Source organism: Candidatus Nitrosotalea sp. TS (assembly GCF_011319465.1).
Taxonomy (GTDB): Archaea; Thermoproteota; Nitrososphaeria; order Nitrososphaerales; family Nitrosopumilaceae; genus Nitrosotalea.
In genome coordinates this window covers 1-21,622 of the sequence record NZ_RCMB01000023.1, presented here as the reverse complement: position 1 = coordinate 21,622, position 21,622 = coordinate 1, and the positions used below count along the sequence as shown (strand labels likewise).

Here is a 21,622-nt window from a genome sequence, read left to right as displayed (position 1 = left end):
TACATGTTTTATCAAATGAATTTGGTGAAAATATTGGTTGTATGACATGTATTTCTTTTTGTGCCCGGCCCAAATTTACTTTCTTTGAAATATTCTTGACATGGCGATCACACCAATAAATGATATCATCACAAGCAGTATTGGGATTGGAAACTCTGGTACGGCAGAAATATCAAATGCAGATATCAAGTTAGGATGAATTTGCAGATGTACTACCATCATAACATCCATGCCAGTATCTCGCGCATCTATCTTCTGTTTGAGTTCATTGAGTGCAGTACCAACCTTGTCAAGATAAGGCGACGTATTTGATGGTGCAATAGATTGTAAATTGCTAAACATGTTTTGGGCCGTACCTGCTAGTGCTTGAGCACTTTGATACGCAGCTACATTAACAATTGGAGTGCTTGTCGTTTTTGACATGCCGCTCATGCCAGACATGCCATTTCCAGATGACGAACTATTCATATTCATGTTATCCATGTTGGTAAGATCAATTGTTGATCCTATTGCAGTGCCATAATCCTTTAGGACTTCATTTATCACGTTAACTATTGCCAATGCCTGTACCGTAGAGTTATTTTGTGATGAGCTGCTAACTTCTTGGGATTCAGCTTGGTCCAAGAGTTGGCTTGTCTCATCTGCCTTTTGGTTTGCCATAGTAGGATCTGCGTTTTGTTGTCCTGCCATAGAATATAGGTTATCTATTGATGTCGATAACTGAGTAGCAAGAGTAGAGTTTGTTTGAGAGAGAACACCAATCTCGTTGTTTCCCCAGTACTCTTGACTTTTTGATAGGTGCCATTGAGATAACGTATTATTTGAAATATTATCTGCCATCAACTTTGATTCAACCTTGAACTCTTGAATTTGTGCAATCAAACTTGCGTCGGAATTTTGAACAAAGGTATGAGCAAATGCAGGATGAACAACCATTGTACCGCTGAATATAATGACCATTAACGATACAACAAGAGTCCTTTTCATATCAACAGGTGCACCAGCAACATTTTAAAATATTTTGGTATATACGTCAAAGAGAATCAGGTTTGATTTTTACGTGTTAGTGCTACAACTGCGATTACGATTCCTGCAACTCCAATTCCAATTCCCGTTATGCTTATCATAAACAATGTGTCTGTAATGTTTTTTACCTCATCAAATGATTTTGCCACGTTTGCGTAACTCTGTGTAGCTATATTGGCGTCACTTGCTGCTTTGGTGATCTCAGCAGATAATTGGTTTATGACTTGAGAGCTTACATTATTTTGTTCGGATCCTGAAGGTACTGTTACCGAAGACGAGGGTATTGATGATGGTGTAGAGCCAAGTGGTTGATAATATGCATCCTTATTCTCCACCTCATCAAGTGGAAATACTGCATTTACTGACTGTCCATCTATGGTGCCATTCACTATTACATTGTAAGAGCCAACCTTGGTTGGGATCACCGTAGCGTCATACTCGTCTGGAGTGTCATCACTTGGGGTAAACTGTAATGTCTTTTGCAATCCGCCATATGTTATCACTATAGTCATGTTGTCTAGCGCTGTTTCTTGTATTGGAGTTGTATTGTTGCCGCTTCCCTTGTCTACGAACACTTGTACAGTATTTGTGTCTCCAATAAGAGGTGGCTCATTTGCAAGCCCTATCTTTACTGTCACGTCTCCAAAGTTTTTTGTTACATGTGCGCTGGCAGGGTGCACTGCAAAAGGGATTACAATAAGAGCTACAAGTATCGGGATCAACATGATGCTAAAATTCTTCTTCATTTACAAATCGTCCTTCTTGTCATATAAAATATTTTGTGGTACGACAGGCGAATGCGAACCAGTATGGTAAGAGCCGTATCTTTTCACATCCCGTATGCTGTTTGTAAGATCTGTTGCTGTTTTGGTGTAGAAAAACGAGGATGCAACAACGAATACTGCAATCAATGGAGCGGCAAATCCCGCATAGTTTCAGAGGTGAGACAGGAATGATTGGAGCAACCAGATTACCTGCGCTGTTTGCAGATTCTGCACTGTTAACACTTGATGTGATCAAACCAAGCGCATGTGCTCTTTGTTCTGCAATCACTACTCCTTTATCTGTAGCCACAAGCCACTGTGTGAATGAATTTTTTGACGGAATATCAATTTGAACATATTGACCTGTACTTGGGTCCACTACCGCAACTTTGTCATAGGTATGCTGTGCAATCCACAGGTGACCGTCAGCATCAAGTGTCATGCCATAAGGCAAATTGGAAGGATTTTGGTCAAGCGGATATGATTTGAACATGTTAATCAAAGAGTCCAGAACAAGCAATCCATGACCTTCATGCTTCTGTTACATACACTTGATCGTTTCTCGGATCTTCCAATATTGAAGTCAGATCGGATTGGGTTGCATTTATGTTCGGATCATGCTGTATCACATTACCATTAGTAGGATTCAACCTCTGCAATCTTACCGACTGACCGCTTCTGCAATCCATATTTTGCCAGAATCAGCAGCAGTTGTTATTCCAAGCGGCTCTGAGCCAGAAGGTAATGAAATTGTAGTAAACGATCCTGCTTGAGGATTAAACTTTCAGTAATTGATCACCGTTTGCAACAATCAACCATATTTGCGATGTTTTATCTAATGTCATACCAGATATGATTCCGCTGTTTGGAATCTTGTATTGTTTATCAGAGTTGTCGTCAGGATTATAATGGCCTAGAATTTTTGTTGATTGGATCAACATACCATATCATACCGTCAGAATCAAGCGCCATCCATGTTACAATATTGACGCCAGATAGCTTGTGTTCAGTGTATTTATGAGAAGTGAGATCAAATCCAAATATTCTACCGCTACCTATAGCAGAATCGCCAACCCAGACAATCTCTCTGTTTTTGTCATATACCGGATACAGTGGAAGTGAGGCATTTTGCGGCATATGGTATTCAGTGAGATTAAATGAAAGTTGGTTTAGTGCAGGTTTCAAGTAAAAATCGTACGTAGTTGCAATCTCTATGGAATTTGCTTGGGATTGAAATCCATTTACCCCTATCTCCCAATTGCCTCCAATGCTAAATGGAACATTTGCAGTAAAAGATCCGTTGCTGATCTTCTGCATCTCTACATTTTGCAATGAAATTCCTTTATCAGTTTGCGTAGGTACCAATTCTACTGACTTCATATCCAGTTGTTTCATGGACGGATCAAGAAATGTTACTGTAAAATTATCAATTCCAAGGCCAAACGGACTTAATGTCATCATTACCTTATTTCCATCAACGGTTTTTGTATCTGTGAATACATTATTGTCCACATTCCCAAGTGGAGTCATGGCAAACACATGGGGTATCGCATCTTGCTGAATTGGAAACTCATTCCCAGGCGTTCCTGAATTAGTAAGAACTGCAACCGAGGCAAGTAGTGCCATTCCAATAATAGCCTCAATCTTTGTGATGTTAAATGACAGCGATTCAACTGAGCTGATCGTCGATGTTCCGTTGGTTTTCACTGCTGTTCTTAAAAGATTTGATGCTTTTTTGTGAATGACTAGTTGAGTGTAAGCTCCTATTGATATCATGGCTGCAGCAAGCAATAGTTTTATGATCAGGATCTTACCATATGTAGACACAAGTGTAAGCGACAGATTGTTTTCAAGTATATACAGCAGGAATGGTCCAGTTATTGCTACGACTCCAAGTGAAGCTACAACAAGTATTGAAAACCTTGGAATCACGATAGAAATTAGTGAAAGATATGCTTCTTTGTTCCTCAATTGTTTTAGCACCGGAGATACTGCAAATGCAAGATAAAAGACGCCACCAATCCATAATGAGGCCACTACATTATGTATAAAGTCAATCAATGTGGCATATACATATCCTGTAGCTGTGCCATGACCAATCAAACTTGTAGTCAGCAATGCACCAACACCCATTCCAAAAAGTACCCATATGGAATATTTTGTAACTTGCTTGCCTTTTCTGGTATCAAGATATACTGCAGCCGAGACTGCAAGAAGTCCTGCGGAAATAATTATGCGAACAATCATCATATTGCCAAACTTGGTAGATAATGCATCTCCAAGCCACCACCGATAGCAAATGCTTCAGCTACTACCATTCCAAAATCTGACGCTACAAGCAATATCGAACCTATCAATGCCAATTTTATCATTCTCTTGTCAATCAACGTCCTACTTGTTGCAAGAGATGCAGTTTAGCCACGAGATCCTCGACACGGGTTTCCAGAGCCATAGTGTTGCCGATGCAGCACCTACAACCATCACCTGTGCTACAAGTGTAGGAAATCTAGCAATTGCCTCAGGTATTGAGATCTCAGTTGAGATATCAGATGACGATTGTGCAAGATTTTGTGATACTTTGGTATTTACTCCAAATACAATTCCAGGCGTAGTCACATGACCGTCTGTTGCATCAAGTACCTTAGTGGATACAGTATAGATTCCATTTGGGAGTCCAGATTGAAGTGTGATTTCAAGTCCAGTATGATCCGAGTTGGTATAATGCAAGTCATTATTTTGAACTTGATTACCGTTTGGACCGGTAACTTCGATCTTACTGTACTTGATATCCACCGGATCGCTGAAAATAATGTCTATTGTAGATGGAACAGAAGACACGGACTCATACGCATTTGGGGTGCTGCTTGAGATGAAGGCATGCTCGTATGACACAGGAATGGTCGAAATTACCAGTATGCATGAAACGGATATGGATGCAAGTAAAATTATTTTCAAATTCTGAGGGTATTTCATCTAGGATTACATCATAATGGAGATTACATGTTATTTTAATCTACTAGTACAAGAGCAAAATTTATTCGTCGTCTGTACCACAAAATATTTTATATGACAAGAAGGACGATTTGTAAATGAAGAAAAATTTTAGCATCATGTTGATCCCGATACTTGTAGCTCTTATTGTAATCCCTTTTGCAGTGCACCCTGCAAGTGCACATGTAACAAAAAACTTTGGAGACGTGACAGTAAAGATAGGGCTTGCAAATGAGCCACCTCTTATTGGGGATACAAATACCATACAAGTATTTGTAGACAAGGGAAGCGGCAACAATACCTCTCCAATACAAGAAACAGCACTAGACAACATGACTATAGTGATAACATATGGCGGATTGCAAAAGACATTACAGTTTACCCCAAGTGATGACACTCCAGACGAGTATGACGCTACGGTGATCCCAACAAAAGTTGGCTCTTACAATGTAATAGTGAATGGCACCATAGATGGGCAGTCAGTAAATGCAGTATTTCCACTTGATGAAGTGGAGAATAAGGATGCATATTATCAACCACTTGGCTCTACGCCATCATCAATACCCTCGTCTTCGGTAACAGTACCTTCAGGATCCGAACAAAATAATGTGAGCTCTCAAGTCATAAACCAATTATCTGCAGAGATCACCAAAGCAGCAAGTGACGCCAATATAGCTACGCAGAGTTACGCAAACGTGGCAAAATCATTTGATGAGGTAAAAAACATTACAGACACATTGTTTATGATAAGTATCACGGGAATTGGAATTGGAGTTGCGGGAATCGTAATCGCAGTTGTAGCATTAACACGAAAAAATCAAACCTGATTCTCTTTGACGTATATACCAAAATATTTTAAAATGATATCAGTGCACATGTTGATATGAAAAGGGCTCTTGTTGTATCGTTAATGGTCATTATATTCAGCGGTACAATGGTTGCCCATCCTGCATTTGCCCATACATTTGTTCAAAATTCAGATGCAAATTTGATTGCGCAAGTTCAAGAGTTCAAGGTTGAATCAAAGCTGATGGCAGATAATATTTCAAATAATACGTTATCTCAATGGCATATCTCAAAGAGCCAGGAATACTGGGGAAGCAACGAGATTGGTGTTCTCTCTCAAACAAACTCTACTCTTGCCACTCAGTTATCGACATCAATAGATGACTTGTATTCTATGGCGGGACAACAAAACGCAGATTCTACTGTGGCAAATCAAAAGGCAGATGAGACAAGTCAACTCTTGGACCAAGCTGAATCCCAAGAAGTTAGCAGCTCATCACAAAATAACGCTACGGTACAGGCATTGGCAATAGTTAACGTGATAAATGAAGTCCTAAAGGATTATGGTACTGCGATAGGATCAACAATTGATCTTACCAACATGGATAACATGAATATGAATAGTTCGTCATCTGGAAATGGCATGTCTGGCATGGGCGGCATGTCAAAAACGACAAGCACTCCAATTGTTAATGTAGCTGCATACCAAAGTGCTCAAGCACTAGCGGGTACGGCTCAAAATATGTTTAGCAATTTACAATCTATTGCACCCTCAAATACGTCGCCTTATCTTGACAAGGTTGGTACTGCACTCAATGAACTCAAACAGAAGATAGATGCGCGAGATACTGGCATGGATGTTATGATGGTAGTACATCTGCAAATTCATCCTAACCTGATATCGGCATTCAATATTTCTGCCGTGCCAGAGTTTCCCATTCCAATATTACTTGTGATGATTTCATTTATTGGTGTGATCGCCATGTCAAGGATATTTCAAAGAAAGTAAATTTGGGCCGGGCACAAAAAGAAACACATGTCACACAACCAATATTTTCGCCAAATTCATTTGATAAAACATGTACCTGATTCGCAGTCTTGGATTTTCAATCTTGGTACAACTATCAAATGTACCATGTACCTTATTATCTAATTTGACCAAATATTTTCAGATATAGGCTTATGACACCAAAAAGAATCTCAATGCTTACAGTAGTTTATGCTCTTGTCGCTATCTTATTGTTCAACTTGACATCATCTCATAATTATGCAAGTGCTGATACTGGACAGCAGATACCTCAATGGTTCAGAGACAATGCAAGCATTTGGCTTTCAGGTAACATAAATGACCAGCAATTCATGCAGGAAATCCATAATCTTATTACAAGTCTTTCATCCAAGGAAACTGTATCAGTAAACCAAACTACCACTGCATCTCCTAGCGTAATTTCACAGTCTAAAAATTGTAATGACAACAATTACCCTCTTGTGGACTGGCATGGGTGTGATCATTCGGGCGAATATTTGAGTCACGCACATCTTGATAGCTCAAATCTTCAAGGAACAAATCTTTCACATGCTAATCTTTTCAAAGCAGATCTGGTTGAGGCAAACCTAAACGGTGCCAATCTCAATAACGCAGAGATGGCAAACACTGATTTTTCAAGTGCCAATCTTTCAGGTGCTAGCATGGTATCAACTGATGCGCAGTTTTCTGACTTTAACTTTGTAACAATGAATAATGCAAATCTGACTGGAACCATACTTCACGACAGTACTATGAGATGGGCAACCTTTCATGGAATAATACTAAAAAATGCTAACCTGGACCGTGTCTTGTTTATGAACTCGGACCTCTCAGGGGCTGACTTTAGGGGAGCAAGTCTCCAAGATACTGGCTTTGCTTATGCGAATCTAACTAATGCCAATTTCGACGGTGTAGATTTGAGCAGTGCAGATTTGGGCAGCGCCATTCTTACCGGTGCCAATCTTCATTGTAAAAATAATCCTGTTTGTAATTGATTCTCACTGTTGAAAACTAAAATCTAATCTAAATTGTTGGAATCTATTTGGGAATTGTGCCAAAAATGTATTGATCTACAGTTTCTGTCTGTTTCACAATTAATCTGGAATAATCAAAATTTAAAAACATACATCCATATCACTTGCTGAGATGGGGAAAATCTAATTTGGTAGACATGTGGCCGTTTATCGCTGTATCACTTCCAACAATGATTTTGCTTGGCATGCGTCATGCTCTTGACGTTGATCATATTACGGCTATTGATAACTCTGGTTCGACTACATAATGCAATCAAGAGATCAAGATGGGTAGGTGCAGGATTCAGCGCAGGCCATATGATATCCGTATTGGCAGAAATGGTTTTCATAATCTACGTCATTGGCAGCATGACTAGTACTGGCAATCTGGCCTTTTGGGGCGGAGTGATAGGGGCTATCGCCTTGGGTGTAATAGGAACAATTAACATCTATTCCATGAAGAAATGGGGAAAAAGCGGTTCTGCGATACTGGCAAGCAAAATTCTCAGCAAAACCGGAATGCTAGGTCCTGTCGGGTCTGCACTTGTAACAGGTTTAGTATTTGGCCTTGGATTTGATACTGCAACGCAAATTTCAGCCATTTCGTTATCTGCAGTGGCGTCAGCTACTACAGGTGTCCAATCTGCATTGATATTGGCAGGCTTTTTTGCTCTGGGCATGATTCCAATTGATACTTTTGACAGTGTAATACTTCGTTCTGCATTTTCAAGGATATTCAATACTCGTGGCTTTCGATACATGTCATACGCCCTGAGTGGCGCAGCAATGATAGTTGCATTCGTTGCTTCGTATGAAATATTGACAAAATCCTCTGTCATGCCAGAATTTACAGGCCCTGTCTTGGCGGTTGCAATAGTATCAACATCATTTGGATATGCTTTTGCAACTAGAAACAAGAATTAGATCTATTAGCGATGACAACATGTTTGGTCAATCCATTGATGTACGCAGTACCTGTGACTAGGTTTATTGGATATCAGTCACTTTATCAATGTCGTATCAAATCAAAGTTATGTGCATTTTTGTACCTGTCAAAAGGAGAATTGATGATTTTTGAGATGTAAAGGAATATGCAATAGGTTTGCAGCAAAGAGACCATCTGACGGATTCAGATTTGTGGCAGGACAGCGACCGTGTTCTGTGTGCGGTGTCTTCATTGATGTAAATTCATATCCTCTGTATCGCTGTCCGTGTTGCAATAATAAATTAAGACTAAGCTCAAGAAATGCAAGGTCAAGAAAAAATAGACTAAACATACTGTACAAATCTTTGACCAATATGGTGACAAGACAGGAAGAAGATAGCGCGATAATGTCGCCTATCCTTAAATAAGTAGCAAGCTCATTATGGGATAGAAAAAATGGAAAACAAAGAAATCAAGACTGAGATCGAGGAAAAAAAGGAGGAAAAAGAAATAACACTAGATGACAAGATAGTGCAACTCATAATTGATGACTCTACTGGAATATCGCTTGATGACTTTCAAGCAAATGACAAGAAAGTTTTGTCGATATTAAACCAAGATAATGATTTAGCTGATAATCAGTACACTTTCAATGGCTTGGCAAGAAAACTGGGAATGCACCAGCAAAGTCTATCAAGAGCTCTGCATAGATTGGAAAATTCCGGTCTTGTAGAGAAAAGCGAGGCTGGTTATAGGCCAAGTAAGAACCTAAGATCAATTCTAGTCAAGAGGTCTAGGTTAGATCTTGAGAATTTGTCTAGGAAAATATCAAAGCAACACATTCAGTTTGTCCAGGTACTTCAGCTGTACATTCCAAGCACTGTTGAGGTTGAAGAAATTGTAAACAAGCTTGTCGGAAAATGGTTTGGTAATTTGAGATGGATAGGATTGATGGATGGAGACGGAGGATATGTGCTACAATGGGCCAACGATGACAAGTTTCAAGTCAACCTCAAGATTGTATCAAGATACGCAGTAGTAGAGAGCAATGCCATAGGAGACAAAAGCAAGGCAGAAGCCATGGTTAGTGCATATCGTATATTTGAGCAAATAACCAAAGTATTCCAGAAGACAAAACCTAGCGGAAGGAATAGTTTGGATTCTTTCAATCAATATAACTGAAAATACGACTCTGTGATGATACCGTATATCTAAAAAAATAAAAAAGTTAGTTTCCCTTCTCAAAGGGAATCTTGTGGAACGTATTTTCGCCTGAAAGAACAATGCCTGTCTCAACAATTGGTTTCTCACCAAGCGCTTTCTCTATTGCCTTCTTTGATAGATCTATGGCCTGCTGCTGGGTCAAATCTGCACTGTACTCCTTTGTCACTACATCCAACGCCATGTCAGCTGCCTGACCTATGGCAAAACCAGAGCCTCTAAAGAAAGTACCACTTGGGTCAACTTGGTACATCTGTACTCCAGTCTCATCTGCGCCAGCCAGTATGATTGAAGCAGCTTGTGGTCTTACAGCATACGTTGTATAGTTGTGTAGGTAAGTGCTGAGATGTTTTGCCAGAGAATCTGTATCTATCGGACTCTCATACGTCAATTTGTGTTTCTGAGCTTCTAGTCTTAGGGTATCAATTAGCTGCAAGATGTCTCCAATGTATCCTGAACCAGTGGCACCTACGTGATAATCAATTGAGAATATTTTCTCAGATGGCTCTATCAATGGGTGCGTTGGTTTTATCTGGCTTGAAAGTATGGCAAACTTTGGAGTCCTGATTCCAATAGTTGTTGACCCGCGACTTACTGCTTCAAGTGCGCTGTCCACCAAAACAAGTCTGCCCTGAGGTCCATAGAATGGAAACCTTCCAGAGTTTGGACTAGATTCTGACATTTATGCAGCAACCTCCCTTGTTATCATTGGTATTGCCAACACATCTATTCCGTTGCCAGAGCCTGGGTCTCGCTCCATTGCAGCGGCAACAGCTCGTGTGGCAATCTCCTTTGCTTGTTCATTTTTGATCTCCTTGTTGTACAAACTTTCAAGTACTCCGTATGCAATGGGAGAACCAGAGCCTGACGAAGCAAAGTCTTCTGCTGTTATGGCACCGCTCATGTCAGCTGCATATACATGCGCTCCATGTTGGTCTACTCCTGCCACAAGCAACTCTACATAATATGGCTGATAATTTCTCAAGCCAGAATATGCTAGATTTGCAATCAATCTGGTAGATTCTTTTACAGTTAGAGGAAATCCTCTTCGAAGTTCCATCAGTCTTCGCTCGGCTTTTGCTACCTTGATTATGTATTCTGCGTCAGAGAGTTGACCTGCGATTGCCACTGCCAACGTCTCATCTATTTTTGCAATCTTTTGGACTATCTTTGATCCGATGAAGAATCCCTTGCTTGCTCTTTTGTCTGAGCCCAAGACTACTCCGTCTCTTGTCTTGATTCCTACGATTGTTGTCATGATATCTATACGACAGTAGGGAATTAATTGACTGGTAATCTCCTAAACCTAGTCACAAAAACGTGGATGATATCAGACTGCCAAAGGAGCTCCGCATTTTGAGCATTTTACCTCAAACATTTTGAGGTACACTTCACCCTTGGTATCGACATCGACGCATTGTTTACCGCCTTCTTTACAAACGTGGCAGAATTCTTTTCTCATGTGTATTATTCGTCAGCCAAAGTAATAAAGCTCACTGTGTAGAAATTGAAATTACAAATAGATTACTTTGCCTGTTGGATAGTCTTTTATTTCGTGATCACGTATTATATCACAGACAACAAACCAAAGAAAGAAACATTGGCATGTGTGTTCATAGCCAGTGAACCCCTAGTTAGGAGACTAGATGTTTTACTCTGTTATCTTGGTTATGTGAAAAATTGTATGTGGGTTTGTAATGGGTCCATACTGAAATAGTATGGATTCCTAAATACTGTGATGCCAACTGCATACATTCTACTAAATAGCCAGCCAAATTCCGAAGTTGAGATAATATCGAAAATAAATGAAATCATGACTGGCCAGTCTGTCAAGTATGAGATTCAAGGAGTTTATGGGGTGTATGATATAATTGCCAAAATAGAGTGTGGAAATATGGAAGACGTAAGAAATATGCTTGGTAAAATAAGAAGAGTGAACAAGATCGTCTCCACCATTACAATGCTGGTCAACGAAGAGCAAGAAATCTAACTCCTGTATTTCTCAAGTGGATCATAATTTTTAAAAAAAGCAAATAAAAGGCGCCTGCTAATGGAATTGTCATGCGTGACATCAATGAAATAATGCCAAAAATTGAAAATATGCGATGGGGTGCACTAATGAATACTCCGCCCACTAATGAGAAAGTAAATGAGATGAATACCATGTTTCCTCATGATGGTAGGTGGCATACCGTGTTTGAAGAAGAAAAGCAGGTCTTCGTTGATGGCATTCGTATCTGGAAAAAAGACCCAAAATCATGGACATAAATTTGAAAACCTCATGATCTGTAACCGTGCATTCCTGAATCTGCATGTTACAAATACTAGTTAAATTAGATTCCAGACTTGATTTTCTTGCCAAGATTTTTTGTACTTTTTTTCAATTTTTAATAATGAAATTTCAAAATCTACTGCGATCGTATGTGTATTACTCCCAGTCATACATAGGATTAAATCTCCTTTTTGGTATCATCATGTTGAAATTGACACAAAGCTTCAAGCAGATGGATTCATGCATGCAGATCTTAGGTCTAGATAGATCTGTTCGCTTTGTAGGGAGAATAAAAGACAGAAAATTGATATCCTTTGCTAGAAGCCCAGATGCCGCGCCTCTACTTGATGAAGAACTGAGTAGTATGGCTCATTATCAAGCGTCAGTCAAAGCCTCATGGGAGGACATGTTCAATGAAGCCCTTGGCAAGACCAACTGGATGATAACATCCAAGGAAAAAGTGAAATTGATTACTCTTTTCTTAGACGATGGTCTACTCATCCTGTCCACCGAGCCCAACTCAAACCACGACATGATAATTCAGAAGATAAAAAGTCTTAACATGAAACTGTGACGGTATGTCTGGGGGATCTCTGTATCTGAATTGTACCTGATAACGACAAAAATTGTTAGAAAAAATATGCAAACAAAAAGCTAGTATTCTGACAAATCAGCTAAGGTTATGAAAATTAAGCTCTAGTTGTGAGGGACTCCTATATGCCATTTTGTGTAATGTTATGCAGAAGGTTTACCCAAACGATCTTTTTTTGCATTGGAACAGTGTCTCTTAGTCAGTCGTTTGGCAGGCAAGCGGCCTTCGCATTGGAGGGGGTTCCTACCAAAGGCTCCTCTCCAAGATTTTTTTGACCAGCTTACCACCAATCCCCTCTTGCCTGGTATGCTGTAGCCGGCAGGTAGTTGCACCATGGGTCAAAAATGCCTCTGCCTTTTCATAGGTGCTCTAACTGCTGTTACAGATTTCTTTTTATTTCAGAGTCTTAAAACCATAGTCAAACAGCGATTTGCTGGAACGTGGTATATCATGAATATGAAATTGATACTCAGAGGAAAAACAGTAGAAGACGAGTCCACCGTTAATGCCATCTTCAAGATTCTTGGCGACAAATATTCTAGAAAAATACTGGAATCGCTGACTGATTCACCAAAGTCTGCACTTGACATAAGCAAAGAATGCAAGGTCTCGCTAGCATTGGCGTACAAAAAGATCAAAAATCTAAAGAAGTGTGATCTCATTCAAGTCTATACTTCTGTAATAGTAGATGGAAGAAAATATGCAGTTTACAAGAGCAAGGCGCATCCCATAATGGTGCTTTTAAATCACAAATTCCCCTCGCAGACCATTGTTTTTGATTCTGACAACCTTGTTAATTGTCTGGGATGCGAATCTCTGAACTGTGGTGTGTACTATGATGAGAGATACAATGGTGTAAGAAGCATATGTTATTCATGTGGCGCCAACTGGCCTGAATCCTGATACTGCATTACATCCACTGTTTTTTCTTGCCGTAATCGCCAAGTATTTTGTAAATTCTGTTAAATGAATCCTGAGAGATCATATCCTGCTCAGTAGCTCTTTGCACGATGGATTCCATCTTGATCTGTTTTTGACGAACAATTTTCATTATCTCCTCAAACATTCCTTTTAGAACTTCAGATTCATCATCCTGTTTCATAATATGCTTCTCAACGATAATGCCATTGCCGCAAGATTAAATGTTGTGAATCAGGAAAATTGCATTTGTTGTATTTTTCTATATTATCTCTGTTTGTGTAGGTTTATTGAAATATCATGATGCTGTATAGATATTATGCCAACTGCATATGTTATGATCGCATGTGACTACGGACAAGAAGAGCAAGTACTCGAAGAACTAAAGGCAATAGACAGAATAGTTGAAGCGCGAGGCACTGAAGGCCATTATGACATAGTGGCGGAAATAGAATCTAAGACAATTGATGAAATCAACACTACCGTCTCTGAAAAAATCCGGCGTATTGACGGAGTTCGCTCTACATTGATACTTCTTGCACAGTGTTAATACTCTGTATTTTTCAAGTACTTTTTAAAATACGGCTCCAATTGCTAAACTATGAGCGCAAATACTATCAAAAAAGCAAAGGCTTTAGCTAAAGATGGCGTAGTTAAAGTGGAAGAAGATCTCTATCAGGTCAAGTCCTCAAGTGATCCTGCAAAATCCTATTTTGTAACATCAGAGACTTGTGAGTGTGAGGGATTCAAGAATTTTTACAAATTTCATCATGGTAAAGGCCTGAAAGCAAACTGTTCGCATCTTGAAGCAATTAGGATTTTCAAAAAAACATATGAAAAACCAAAGTCTGCCAAAGGAAAATGATATTATAATAACAGCACAAAAGATTATAGATACAAGTCAAGATGCGTTTTGTATCTCGTCGCGAATCAGTGGAAAATATGATTCGATTAGTTCTCCAATTGATAAAATTTCATCCGTTTTGGCTTCTCTGCTGTGTATCATCTTGAAGGCAGTAAGACTGACTTCCAAGTATCTGACCTACGATACAGCCGTACAGAAAATCAAATTCACTGCTAAATTTCCAATCATTTTTGAACTTTGGATATTCTTTTTTCAATGTTGGAATTCCAATTATTACGCCATGAATTGTTTCTTCTAAATATTTTTTAAATTCAGGACTCAATGGCATGAAATCACAGTTTGAATTATTTGGTATTAAATGAATTCATTGATATCGGCAGATCAATATCATACTCTTCGAAATTAAGATCCTTTGTAGACTATGAGATATTCATTAGGATTCTCTCTTTCTTTTTTTGCATTGAGCGCATCTTGATATTTATCATAGTGTTTTATCAGGTAGAGTCTCCTACCAAATGATTCAAAGTAATCAATACCACACAGGTTAAATCCAGAGTCAGGAGTAAGTGCCTTTTTTTCTTCGTCTGTAACGTCTGCACTCAATTTAATTGCATGATACACTTGGTGTCTCTAAAAACCTTAGGTCTACAATCAGCTATTGTTTAAAATAATATCTTGAAGCTCTTCTGGTTTTTCTACAATGTAGTCAGGATTTGCCTTTTGAAGTGCAGTCCTTGTGTTGTATCCCCATGAAACTCCGATGACTCTGACGCCTGCTTTTTTTGCAGCCTCGATATCTCTTATCTCGTCTCCGACGTAAATTGGATCTTTGTGAGGAATTGTTTTCTCCTTCATTAATTTCTTGAGTAATCTGCTCTTACCATACATTGCCCTTCCAGTATATACAAAATCAAACAACTGTAAATCATTATTTTTTAAAAACTCCATGACGTTTTCTCTTGAATTAGTAGTAAGTATGCCAAGCACACATCCATTTTCTCTTAGATTCACAAGTGCATCTCTAATCCCCACTGCGGCCTGCAGATGGACTATCTCTTTGTTCATCTCAAATCTTATTTTTCTTACAACTATAGGCAGCTTAAAGATTGAAATCCCCAAATGCTTTAGCACCTCGCTGGGCTTTTTTTCTCTAAGTTTTGGAAGATCGCTTAGAGGTATCTTACGATATCCATACTGCTCGGCAAATTTGTTGGCTATTTTTATCACTACTGACATGGTATCTGCTATGGTACCGTCAAAATCAAAGACTATCGTAGGCATTAGAATCTCGCACTAAAAATCCCTTAAAGACTGTTGTGAATTCAGACCCCGATTCATTGGTTTGTTAAATTGGCTCATTTTACGAACACATGCTCTTCCACATGTGGAAATCAGCTAGATCGTGAATGAATAGTATGAGAGAAAATTAACACAATTGACATTGCAAGTATTATTTTTCTATCTTGGGGCAAAGCTAATTGTTGACTGAGAACAAACATGTCTTCTACTAAAAGAATAATATCATGAGGTTTTATAGTACGAAAAGATGAGAAACTCATCTCTTCTAAACGAGGCCTATGAATTGTGTGAAGAAGGCGAGTATACGCTTGCCCTAGAATATTATGATCTTGTCTTATACAAGGAGCCTCATAATGTGACTGCCCTGATAAACAAGGGTGTCACACTTCAGAACATAGGTAAAGTCAAACAATCAATCAAGTGTTACGACGCATGCCATTGAGGTAGACATCAATAATGTGGATGCGCTTGTAAACAAGGGCTCTGCACTTCATACTCTAGGAAAGCATCATGATGCAATTGACTGCTATGACCGGGTTCTTAAGATCCAACCGCGATACGCCATGGCAATAGCATACAAGGGACTGTCACTTGGGGAGCTTGGCATGCTAAAGGATGCCATAAAGTGTTTCAACTCTGCTCTAAAAATTGATAAAAAATATGACATTGCCCTGAACAACAAGGCACTTGCTTTGGAATTATTAAAGAAAAACTCCAAGTTAAAACCAAAACTACACAAAACCAACTGATGTCAATATAGGAAAGGATTCTCTAAGACTAGTTCTGCTCTGCATAGTCTACAAACTTGCTAATTCCGTTCTGAAGCGCATAGTTGAGCGAACTGTCAGGAACAAAACTTAGCATCCACGAAAGAAATCCCGACGTCTTCAAATCCAAACTAATGTTTGCCACAGTTCCCATTCCTGGCGCACCATTAAAACCCCATGTTTTGTTAAGCTCAGTTGTCATTGTAGTGCCTTTGAGATCTCCTGATACTACCTGTACGGTGTATGTGCCGTTTGGCAATTGCTGGTATATTGCTTGGGTATCAAAGAAAACTCCATTTACACCTGCGTTCATGTCTACCAAGTTTGTTTTGTTGTCTAGTACCTTGACCGATTTCACATTATCGGGGAAGATCTGTGGATAATTTTGCACATTCGATATGGTTGCAAGTAACGATTGCTCATTTACGTTTGCTACTGTTTGAACATCAATTACGCGGTCAGCATACGATAATGGCATGCTTGGAACTATTATGACAAATGCTATCAAACTGAAGATAAAATTTCTCGATCTATAGAATGGTCTAAGTTGTGGCATAGCCTGCTTCATCTGCCTGTATTGTGGTCATTTGCATGCGTGATATTGTGCATGTTGATATATCGTAAAGCGATTATCGTGACTATTGTCGGCAGTGAAGTGATTTGGGTTTTTTTGTTCTGCCATGACTTATGTTTTGCTTTATGGTATATAATCTATTTGTATACAAATGATTTGTATACAACCTAATGTAACATAAAACATGCGAAAATTAGACCTAAAAGACAGCATTGGAACGTTGATCTTTCTTACATCAAAATCAATGGAAAGTGCTGCAGAATGTGAGATCAAAAACAAATTAGGGCTGACATCTAGTCAGTGGAAGATTATTTTAGCGCTAAACTCGTTTGACGGACTTAGCCAAAGAGAACTTGCTGATAGGATCTATGTTGACGGCAGTACTCTTGTGCCTGTAATAGACAAAATGGAAGAAAATGGACTGCTTGAACGAAAGCCGGACCCAAAAGACAGGAGGCACAACAGACTGTATCTTACAAAAAAATCTGAATCTGTTGTTGATTCTATTGTAGAAATTGTCCTTCAATTGAGAAAGACACTGTACAAGGGACTGTCAAAGGGAGATCTGGAATCGATGCGCCCCAAGTTGAAGAAGATAATTGAAAACGCAGACAAATTCACCAGCAAGTCCAAATCTGAATCGTCATGAGATATAATTATGCCGATGTTGTTGTAAATTCTGTGATGAAATATCTTGCAATATCGCTGCTTTTATTGCCCATCTCACTTTGTTATGCGCAATCTGCCACTCCGGGAACAGTTTTATCTTTCTATATCAACGACGAAAATTTGGTCACAGATCATAGAGGAGTCATGACTTTATCGACAGCAGGTTTGGTTGATTTTACTATTGATGGAACTCCAATATCTGGCCCTTCTAGCATGGTAGAGACTGGCATTGATACTGGGCAATTCTATCTTCAACTCACTTTGCCGTCTTCTGTCAATGGGCGACCGCTACAAAACGGCGATGTGGTCCTTATGACATATCACCAGCCTACAGATAACAATGGAAATCCACAAACAATAACGCAATCTGTGGTTCTAAGCTCCATCCCATCATCCATACAATCAAGTCCTGCAGGTCAGCCTTCTGAACAAAGTGTAAACATTGGACGATATTTCACACTTCAGATTTATGCACCAAATTATAATTTGGATTCTCAAGTTCCAGATGACATACCGTTAAACTTGATTCAAGTCCGCATGGGAGGGGTGAGCACCACACTTGCAGATTCTGCATTTCATACAAGCACTGGCACTCTAAGGGAGACTGGACCAAACACCGACACTTTTGCGGCTACCTTTAAGATACCTCGCCAAATTGACGGCTTTCCAGTTGAGCTTGGCTCTACTTTGGAATTTACATTTGGAGATAACTCCCAACAAATTCCGTCCGAGTCTAGCATATTTGTAAAGATTGGAACTGCAAACTATCAAAACACTGCACCCGTGATGGCGCCCAGTGTTCCTGTATCTCGCAGCATAACGGTACAAACTACAAACACATATGGAACTAGTGTGAATTTTCTCAACTCTACTATGCTACAAGGACTGGTGGGTCCTGTTTGTTATCCATCATCGGGTTCTCTCTTTCCTATTGGTACAACAACAGTTACTTGTTCTGCAATAAGCCCTGAAGGCAACTCTGTTCTAAAATCATTTCCTGTAACTGTAAACCAAGAAAGCACATCTATACCCTATTGGGTAAAAAATCTGGCAGTCTTTTGGTGTAATGGTACCATACAAGACAGTGACTTTGGGGCAGCAATTCAATTTCTTGATTCAAATAAAATGATTACCATACCTCCATCACAGGACCAAACTTCGTCAATTGATAAATCAGGTATTTGTTCGTGGTCTGAAGGAAAAATTACCGATAACGAAGTTGCGGCATTATTTTATCCGTTCATTCGATAGGATTTAATTCTGCAGTCATGGGTATCTGTCTATGAAGGCTACTTTTGGGGCTGGATGCTTTTGGTGTGTTGAGCATGAATTTCGAAAGATAAAAGGTGTAACATCAACAGCCGTAGGATACATGGGAGGTAACCTAAGTAATCCAACATATGAGGACGTCTGTTCGGACCAAACCGGACATGCAGAAGTAGTTCAGGTCGAGTTTGACCCTTCTGTTGTATCGTATGCCCAGATTCTCAATGCTTTTTGGCATTGTCATGATCCTACGTCATTGAACAGGCAAGGTCCTGATGTGGGTACTCAGTATAGGTCGGCCATCTTCTGTCATGACCAAGATCAAGAAAAAACCGCAAAGCAATCAAAAGAGCAACTCCAAAACCTGGAAAAATCTGGGAAAAAAATTGTAACTGAGATATTACCTGCACCCGAATTCTACAAGGCAGAAGAATATCATCAGCAATACTATGCAAAATGCGGAATTCTGTAATTGTAAAGTTATTTCCTAAATTCGCTTTCTAGTGATTGGCCTCAAGTTTGAAGCCAGATCCATTTTATATCTCAAGTACTATTCGTTCTATACTTGAATTGGAAGCGACTTGGGAGGCTGCTCCTGTTTTTTGGATTGATTGGTATGGGTGCGTTTATCTTTCTTAACATGGATCTTGCGCATCGCTAGAAGAGATCTTTATTTTCTCTTTGCATTATCGCTAATCTTTTTCATATCTGGCTGGGTTGGTCTTTTTAGATATTCTAGGTTCTGGACAATGCTTGAGTGAATCTTAATTTGCTAGCACTTTGGTCTACCTGCTTGGATCTTATGGTGAATTTAGTAATTTATAGATAAAAATAACATTATATCAACAATAAACAAGATAATTAAAATTTAATTTAAGATTTTTTAAATAAATTCTTAAATATTATGAAATTCATTATATGGCATGTTCACAAAGCCACAAAAAATGGCTTGACATAGCGTGGCCCTGCAGGAACTAACATGCGAACCAAGCGCAAAGGCGCTGTTCAAAGGGAGGTAATCTCCAAGTGTCCTGCATTTATGGGTCACGCCTTTTGATTAATATCTTGATCTTGGGCGTGTTCGTTTGGCAAAGATCATTATTGCTATGACTATGCCGCCAGCTCCGCCAACTCCTACAATAACTAGGACTACAAAAATTGATGCATACAGGCTAAGTGTTGTTATGTTGAACTCGTATACTCCTACATTTCCGGTACTAGGATCTAGAATCTCGGCTCTGAATACGTGATTTCCTGGCTCTTGGAATGTGTAATCAATGTCTGATGATCCTGGATAATCACTTGGAGGAAATTCTTTCATCAGGTTGTCGTTATAGTATATCTTCAAACCCATCCTGATTTTATCAACTTGGTTACCATTTTGGTCTAACACAAGAAAGTGAATCTTTGTGTCGCCTCCTACGTTGGGGACTGAAGGTGTTGTAGATACCTGGACTTCATAGTTGCCAACTTTTGCAGCGTCTGTGCTAAAAGACGGATGCATTATTTCATAAGTTACAAGACCTGCAAAGAAACTGAAATAAACCACTAAAAGCAGGTATTTTTTTTGCATTGTGTGGATTAGGCAGTTTTGGTATATTATATTTGGTCGTGATTCTAACTAGGCAGGAATCTTCGCGACACTAATAAAGAAACTAGGACCTGAATTTCAGAGAGAGCGTATTTGATATCTAAAAAGATGGGTGTAATTATAGGAATAGTATTGGTTGGTTTCGCGGCAGCTTGGTTTGTATCTCAAAAACCGACTGCATCTGAGCCTTCAGAATCTGTCTTGACTCCAACTCTGAGCCAAAATCCATACCTGCAAGAATACTCACTGCCTGATAATTCTGGACCTAATGGCCTAATTGTAGATAAAACAGGAACAGTATGGGTCACATCCTCCAAGTCTGACATGCTTTACAGTTTTGATCAAAAATCAGGACAGCTAAAAAATTATGAGATACAGGACGGAAACTCCCAGTATTTTAATCCAGGACAGAACACCACTATGGTTTGGACTGTAGTTCAAGATAAAGATGGAATCATATGGTTTTCTCCCGCTTGGAACAAAATCACTATGGCGTTTTGATCCTACAAACGATACTTTTCACTCCATTTCATCAGATGCAGGTTCTGCATTTCAGATGAAGGCAGATGCAAACACTGGGAATGTGTGGTTTACAACACTTAGCGGTGATTCTTTATGTGTTGTACAAAAAAGTGCTGACACCCAAACTGGCTACAAGGTATCTGACATTTTATCTTGGCAATGGCACTGCTCCTGCCGGACTGTATCTAAAAGACAACTCAGTATGGGTAGCAGAAATAACCACTCAAAAGATTATTGAATTTAACATAGACCGTGAAAACGGAGTTGTAACTGGAATCAACAAAAGTAAAGGAAATTCCAATAAATAACCAGACCCAACTTTCATCTCCCACCGATCTTCTCGTAAATGATGACTCCATATGGCTGACAGAGCATGGTACAAGTTTTCTTACTGAATACCAACTTGGAAATGATCAGGTTATACGATATCCAACTTCACAAAATGTGTATCATGCAACGACGCTTCCATTTTGGATACGGGGAATAAATGACGGTAAAGATCTGTGGTTCAATGAGCATGAGGGAAACAAGGTT

Annotated in this window: 34 protein-coding genes; 18 read left to right on the top strand and 16 right to left on the bottom strand. The window is 39.3% G+C overall.

Annotation, left to right across the window (positions count from 1 at the left end; translation table 11 throughout):
• Window positions 1-75 precede the first annotated feature (75 nt).
• From DYY67_RS09890 to DYY67_RS09870, 6 genes are all read right to left on the bottom strand, one after another.
• Window positions 76-987 carry a hypothetical protein gene (locus DYY67_RS09890; RefSeq protein WP_166392700.1) on the bottom strand — a complete coding sequence of 304 codons (912 nt, stop codon included), beginning with the start codon at window positions 985-987 and terminating at the stop codon, window positions 76-78.
• A 56-nt stretch (window positions 988-1,043) separates the two neighbouring features.
• Window positions 1,044-1,772, bottom strand: coding sequence for a hypothetical protein (locus tag DYY67_RS09885; protein WP_166392699.1), 729 nt, complete (start codon window positions 1,770-1,772; stop codon window positions 1,044-1,046).
• Window positions 1,773-1,791: 19 nt separating this feature from the next.
• Entirely contained in the window at window positions 1,792-2,310 is a 519-nt protein-coding gene (locus tag DYY67_RS09880) for an SMP-30/gluconolactonase/LRE family protein (protein WP_166392698.1), read from the bottom strand.
• A gap of 383 nt (window positions 2,311-2,693) precedes the next feature.
• The gene (locus DYY67_RS09875; RefSeq protein ID WP_166392697.1) at window positions 2,694-4,040 is read right to left on the bottom strand and encodes a CopD family protein; all 1,347 of its coding nucleotides are present in this window, start codon (window positions 4,038-4,040) and stop codon (window positions 2,694-2,696) included.
• The gene (locus tag DYY67_RS10170; protein WP_218584722.1) at window positions 4,037-4,177 is read right to left on the bottom strand and encodes a hypothetical protein; all 141 of its coding nucleotides are present in this window, start codon (window positions 4,175-4,177) and stop codon (window positions 4,037-4,039) included. The genes DYY67_RS09875 and DYY67_RS10170 overlap by 4 nt, the downstream gene beginning before the upstream one ends.
• Window positions 4,178-4,181: 4 nt before the next feature.
• Entirely contained in the window at window positions 4,182-4,763 is a 582-nt protein-coding gene (locus DYY67_RS09870) for a copper resistance CopC family protein (RefSeq protein WP_166392696.1), read from the bottom strand.
• Between the two features lie 116 nt (window positions 4,764-4,879).
• Between DYY67_RS09870 and DYY67_RS09865 the strand changes: the two genes are divergently transcribed.
• The 4 genes from DYY67_RS09865 (at window position 4,880) to DYY67_RS09850 (ending at window position 8,531) form a co-directional block, all read left to right on the top strand.
• Complete coding sequence (locus DYY67_RS09865; RefSeq protein ID WP_166392695.1) at window positions 4,880-5,608, top strand: hypothetical protein; 729 nt, start codon at window positions 4,880-4,882, stop codon at window positions 5,606-5,608.
• A gap of 56 nt (window positions 5,609-5,664) precedes the next feature.
• Window positions 5,665-6,576, top strand: coding sequence for a hypothetical protein (locus DYY67_RS09860; protein WP_166392694.1), 912 nt, complete (start codon window positions 5,665-5,667; stop codon window positions 6,574-6,576).
• A 173-nt stretch (window positions 6,577-6,749) separates the two neighbouring features.
• Window positions 6,750-7,589 carry a pentapeptide repeat-containing protein gene (locus DYY67_RS09855; RefSeq protein ID WP_166392693.1) on the top strand — a complete coding sequence of 280 codons (840 nt, stop codon included), beginning with the start codon at window positions 6,750-6,752 and terminating at the stop codon, window positions 7,587-7,589.
• Between the two features lie 237 nt (window positions 7,590-7,826).
• Entirely contained in the window at window positions 7,827-8,531 is a 705-nt protein-coding gene (locus DYY67_RS09850; protein WP_166392692.1) for a HoxN/HupN/NixA family nickel/cobalt transporter, read from the top strand.
• Between the two features lie 128 nt (window positions 8,532-8,659).
• Here DYY67_RS09850 and DYY67_RS10165 read toward each other — a convergent pair whose 3' ends face one another.
• Complete coding sequence (locus tag DYY67_RS10165) at window positions 8,660-8,884, bottom strand: hypothetical protein (protein ID WP_218584721.1); 225 nt, start codon at window positions 8,882-8,884, stop codon at window positions 8,660-8,662.
• A 104-nt stretch (window positions 8,885-8,988) separates the two neighbouring features.
• Here DYY67_RS10165 and DYY67_RS09845 point away from each other — a divergent pair, with 104 nt between their 5' ends.
• Window positions 8,989-9,714 carry a MarR family transcriptional regulator gene (locus DYY67_RS09845; RefSeq protein WP_166392691.1) on the top strand — a complete coding sequence of 242 codons (726 nt, stop codon included), beginning with the start codon at window positions 8,989-8,991 and terminating at the stop codon, window positions 9,712-9,714.
• 46 nt (window positions 9,715-9,760) lie between these two features.
• On the opposite strand, the gene DYY67_RS09840 is transcribed toward DYY67_RS09845, so the two are convergent.
• From DYY67_RS09840 to DYY67_RS11255, 3 genes are all read right to left on the bottom strand, one after another.
• Window positions 9,761-10,435, bottom strand: coding sequence for a hypothetical protein (locus tag DYY67_RS09840; RefSeq protein ID WP_166392690.1), 675 nt, complete (start codon window positions 10,433-10,435; stop codon window positions 9,761-9,763).
• Window positions 10,436-11,011, bottom strand: a complete 576-nt coding sequence (locus DYY67_RS09835; RefSeq protein WP_166390752.1) for a proteasome subunit beta — start codon at window positions 11,009-11,011, stop codon at window positions 10,436-10,438. It abuts the gene before it with no gap.
• A 72-nt stretch (window positions 11,012-11,083) separates the two neighbouring features.
• Window positions 11,084-11,215: a hypothetical protein gene (locus DYY67_RS11255; protein WP_255492713.1), complete on the bottom strand. Its 132-nt coding sequence runs from the start codon at window positions 11,213-11,215 to the stop codon at window positions 11,084-11,086.
• A 276-nt stretch (window positions 11,216-11,491) separates the two neighbouring features.
• Here DYY67_RS11255 and DYY67_RS09830 point away from each other — a divergent pair, with 276 nt between their 5' ends.
• From DYY67_RS09830 to DYY67_RS09815, 4 genes are all read left to right on the top strand, one after another.
• Entirely contained in the window at window positions 11,492-11,743 is a 252-nt protein-coding gene (locus tag DYY67_RS09830) for an Lrp/AsnC family transcriptional regulator (protein ID WP_166390750.1), read from the top strand.
• A 71-nt stretch (window positions 11,744-11,814) separates the two neighbouring features.
• Complete coding sequence (locus tag DYY67_RS09825; protein ID WP_166392689.1) at window positions 11,815-12,021, top strand: hypothetical protein; 207 nt, start codon at window positions 11,815-11,817, stop codon at window positions 12,019-12,021.
• A gap of 248 nt (window positions 12,022-12,269) precedes the next feature.
• On the top strand, window positions 12,270-12,599 hold the full coding sequence (locus DYY67_RS09820; RefSeq protein ID WP_166392688.1) for a hypothetical protein: 330 nt from the start codon (window positions 12,270-12,272) through the stop codon (window positions 12,597-12,599).
• Between the two features lie 351 nt (window positions 12,600-12,950).
• A complete protein-coding gene (locus DYY67_RS09815; protein WP_218584720.1) occupies window positions 12,951-13,520 on the top strand; it encodes a winged helix-turn-helix domain-containing protein in 570 nt (189 codons plus the stop codon).
• A gap of 7 nt (window positions 13,521-13,527) precedes the next feature.
• On the opposite strand, the gene DYY67_RS09810 is transcribed toward DYY67_RS09815, so the two are convergent.
• The gene (locus DYY67_RS09810; protein ID WP_166392686.1) at window positions 13,528-13,719 is read right to left on the bottom strand and encodes a hypothetical protein; all 192 of its coding nucleotides are present in this window, start codon (window positions 13,717-13,719) and stop codon (window positions 13,528-13,530) included.
• Window positions 13,720-13,854: 135 nt separating this feature from the next.
• On the opposite strand from DYY67_RS09810, the gene DYY67_RS09805 reads away from it, so the two are divergent.
• Window positions 13,855-14,085 carry an Lrp/AsnC family transcriptional regulator gene (locus DYY67_RS09805; protein ID WP_166392685.1) on the top strand — a complete coding sequence of 77 codons (231 nt, stop codon included), beginning with the start codon at window positions 13,855-13,857 and terminating at the stop codon, window positions 14,083-14,085.
• Window positions 14,086-14,136: 51 nt separating this feature from the next.
• Window positions 14,137-14,400, top strand: coding sequence for a hypothetical protein (locus DYY67_RS09800; protein WP_166392684.1), 264 nt, complete (start codon window positions 14,137-14,139; stop codon window positions 14,398-14,400).
• Window positions 14,401-14,509: 109 nt separating this feature from the next.
• Here the strand turns inward: DYY67_RS09800 and DYY67_RS09795 are convergent, their stop codons facing one another.
• From DYY67_RS09795 to DYY67_RS09785, 3 genes are all read right to left on the bottom strand, one after another.
• Window positions 14,510-14,728 carry a hypothetical protein gene (locus DYY67_RS09795; protein WP_166392683.1) on the bottom strand — a complete coding sequence of 73 codons (219 nt, stop codon included), beginning with the start codon at window positions 14,726-14,728 and terminating at the stop codon, window positions 14,510-14,512.
• 74 nt (window positions 14,729-14,802) lie between these two features.
• Window positions 14,803-15,003: a hypothetical protein gene (locus DYY67_RS09790; RefSeq protein WP_166390734.1), complete on the bottom strand. Its 201-nt coding sequence runs from the start codon at window positions 15,001-15,003 to the stop codon at window positions 14,803-14,805.
• A gap of 48 nt (window positions 15,004-15,051) precedes the next feature.
• A complete protein-coding gene (locus DYY67_RS09785; protein WP_166392682.1) occupies window positions 15,052-15,681 on the bottom strand; it encodes an HAD hydrolase-like protein in 630 nt (209 codons plus the stop codon).
• 265 nt (window positions 15,682-15,946) lie between these two features.
• Between DYY67_RS09785 and DYY67_RS11250 the strand changes: the two genes are divergently transcribed.
• Window positions 15,947-16,141, top strand: coding sequence for a hypothetical protein (locus tag DYY67_RS11250; protein WP_255493128.1), 195 nt, complete (start codon window positions 15,947-15,949; stop codon window positions 16,139-16,141).
• Window positions 16,142-16,157: 16 nt separating this feature from the next.
• Window positions 16,158-16,448: a tetratricopeptide repeat protein gene (locus DYY67_RS11245; RefSeq protein WP_320416051.1), complete on the top strand. Its 291-nt coding sequence runs from the start codon at window positions 16,158-16,160 to the stop codon at window positions 16,446-16,448.
• A 28-nt stretch (window positions 16,449-16,476) separates the two neighbouring features.
• On the opposite strand, the gene DYY67_RS09775 is transcribed toward DYY67_RS11245, so the two are convergent.
• Complete coding sequence (locus DYY67_RS09775) at window positions 16,477-17,022, bottom strand: SRPBCC family protein (RefSeq protein WP_166392681.1); 546 nt, start codon at window positions 17,020-17,022, stop codon at window positions 16,477-16,479.
• A gap of 202 nt (window positions 17,023-17,224) precedes the next feature.
• On the opposite strand from DYY67_RS09775, the gene DYY67_RS09770 reads away from it, so the two are divergent.
• Genes DYY67_RS09770 through msrA form a run of 3 tightly spaced genes read left to right on the top strand, consistent with a single transcriptional unit; the run spans window position 17,225 to window position 19,447 of the window.
• Window positions 17,225-17,689 carry a MarR family winged helix-turn-helix transcriptional regulator gene (locus tag DYY67_RS09770; protein WP_166392680.1) on the top strand — a complete coding sequence of 155 codons (465 nt, stop codon included), beginning with the start codon at window positions 17,225-17,227 and terminating at the stop codon, window positions 17,687-17,689.
• Entirely contained in the window at window positions 17,686-18,960 is a 1,275-nt protein-coding gene (locus DYY67_RS09765) for a hypothetical protein (RefSeq protein WP_166392679.1), read from the top strand. The genes DYY67_RS09770 and DYY67_RS09765 overlap by 4 nt, the downstream gene beginning before the upstream one ends.
• 31 nt (window positions 18,961-18,991) lie before the next feature.
• The gene (gene msrA / locus DYY67_RS09760; RefSeq protein ID WP_166392678.1) at window positions 18,992-19,447 is read left to right on the top strand and encodes a peptide-methionine (S)-S-oxide reductase MsrA; all 456 of its coding nucleotides are present in this window, start codon (window positions 18,992-18,994) and stop codon (window positions 19,445-19,447) included.
• 585 nt (window positions 19,448-20,032) lie between these two features.
• Here the strand turns inward: msrA and DYY67_RS09755 are convergent.
• A complete protein-coding gene (locus tag DYY67_RS09755) occupies window positions 20,033-20,524 on the bottom strand; it encodes a hypothetical protein (RefSeq protein ID WP_166392677.1) in 492 nt (163 codons plus the stop codon).
• 150 nt (window positions 20,525-20,674) lie between these two features.
• Between DYY67_RS09755 and DYY67_RS09750 the strand changes: the two genes are divergently transcribed.
• Window positions 20,675-21,067, top strand: a complete 393-nt coding sequence (locus DYY67_RS09750) for a two-component regulator propeller domain-containing protein (RefSeq protein WP_166392676.1) — start codon at window positions 20,675-20,677, stop codon at window positions 21,065-21,067.
• A gap of 65 nt (window positions 21,068-21,132) precedes the next feature.
• Window positions 21,133-21,396, top strand: a complete 264-nt coding sequence (locus DYY67_RS09745) for a hypothetical protein (RefSeq protein ID WP_218584719.1) — start codon at window positions 21,133-21,135, stop codon at window positions 21,394-21,396.
• The last annotated feature ends 226 nt before the right edge of the window (window positions 21,397-21,622 follow it).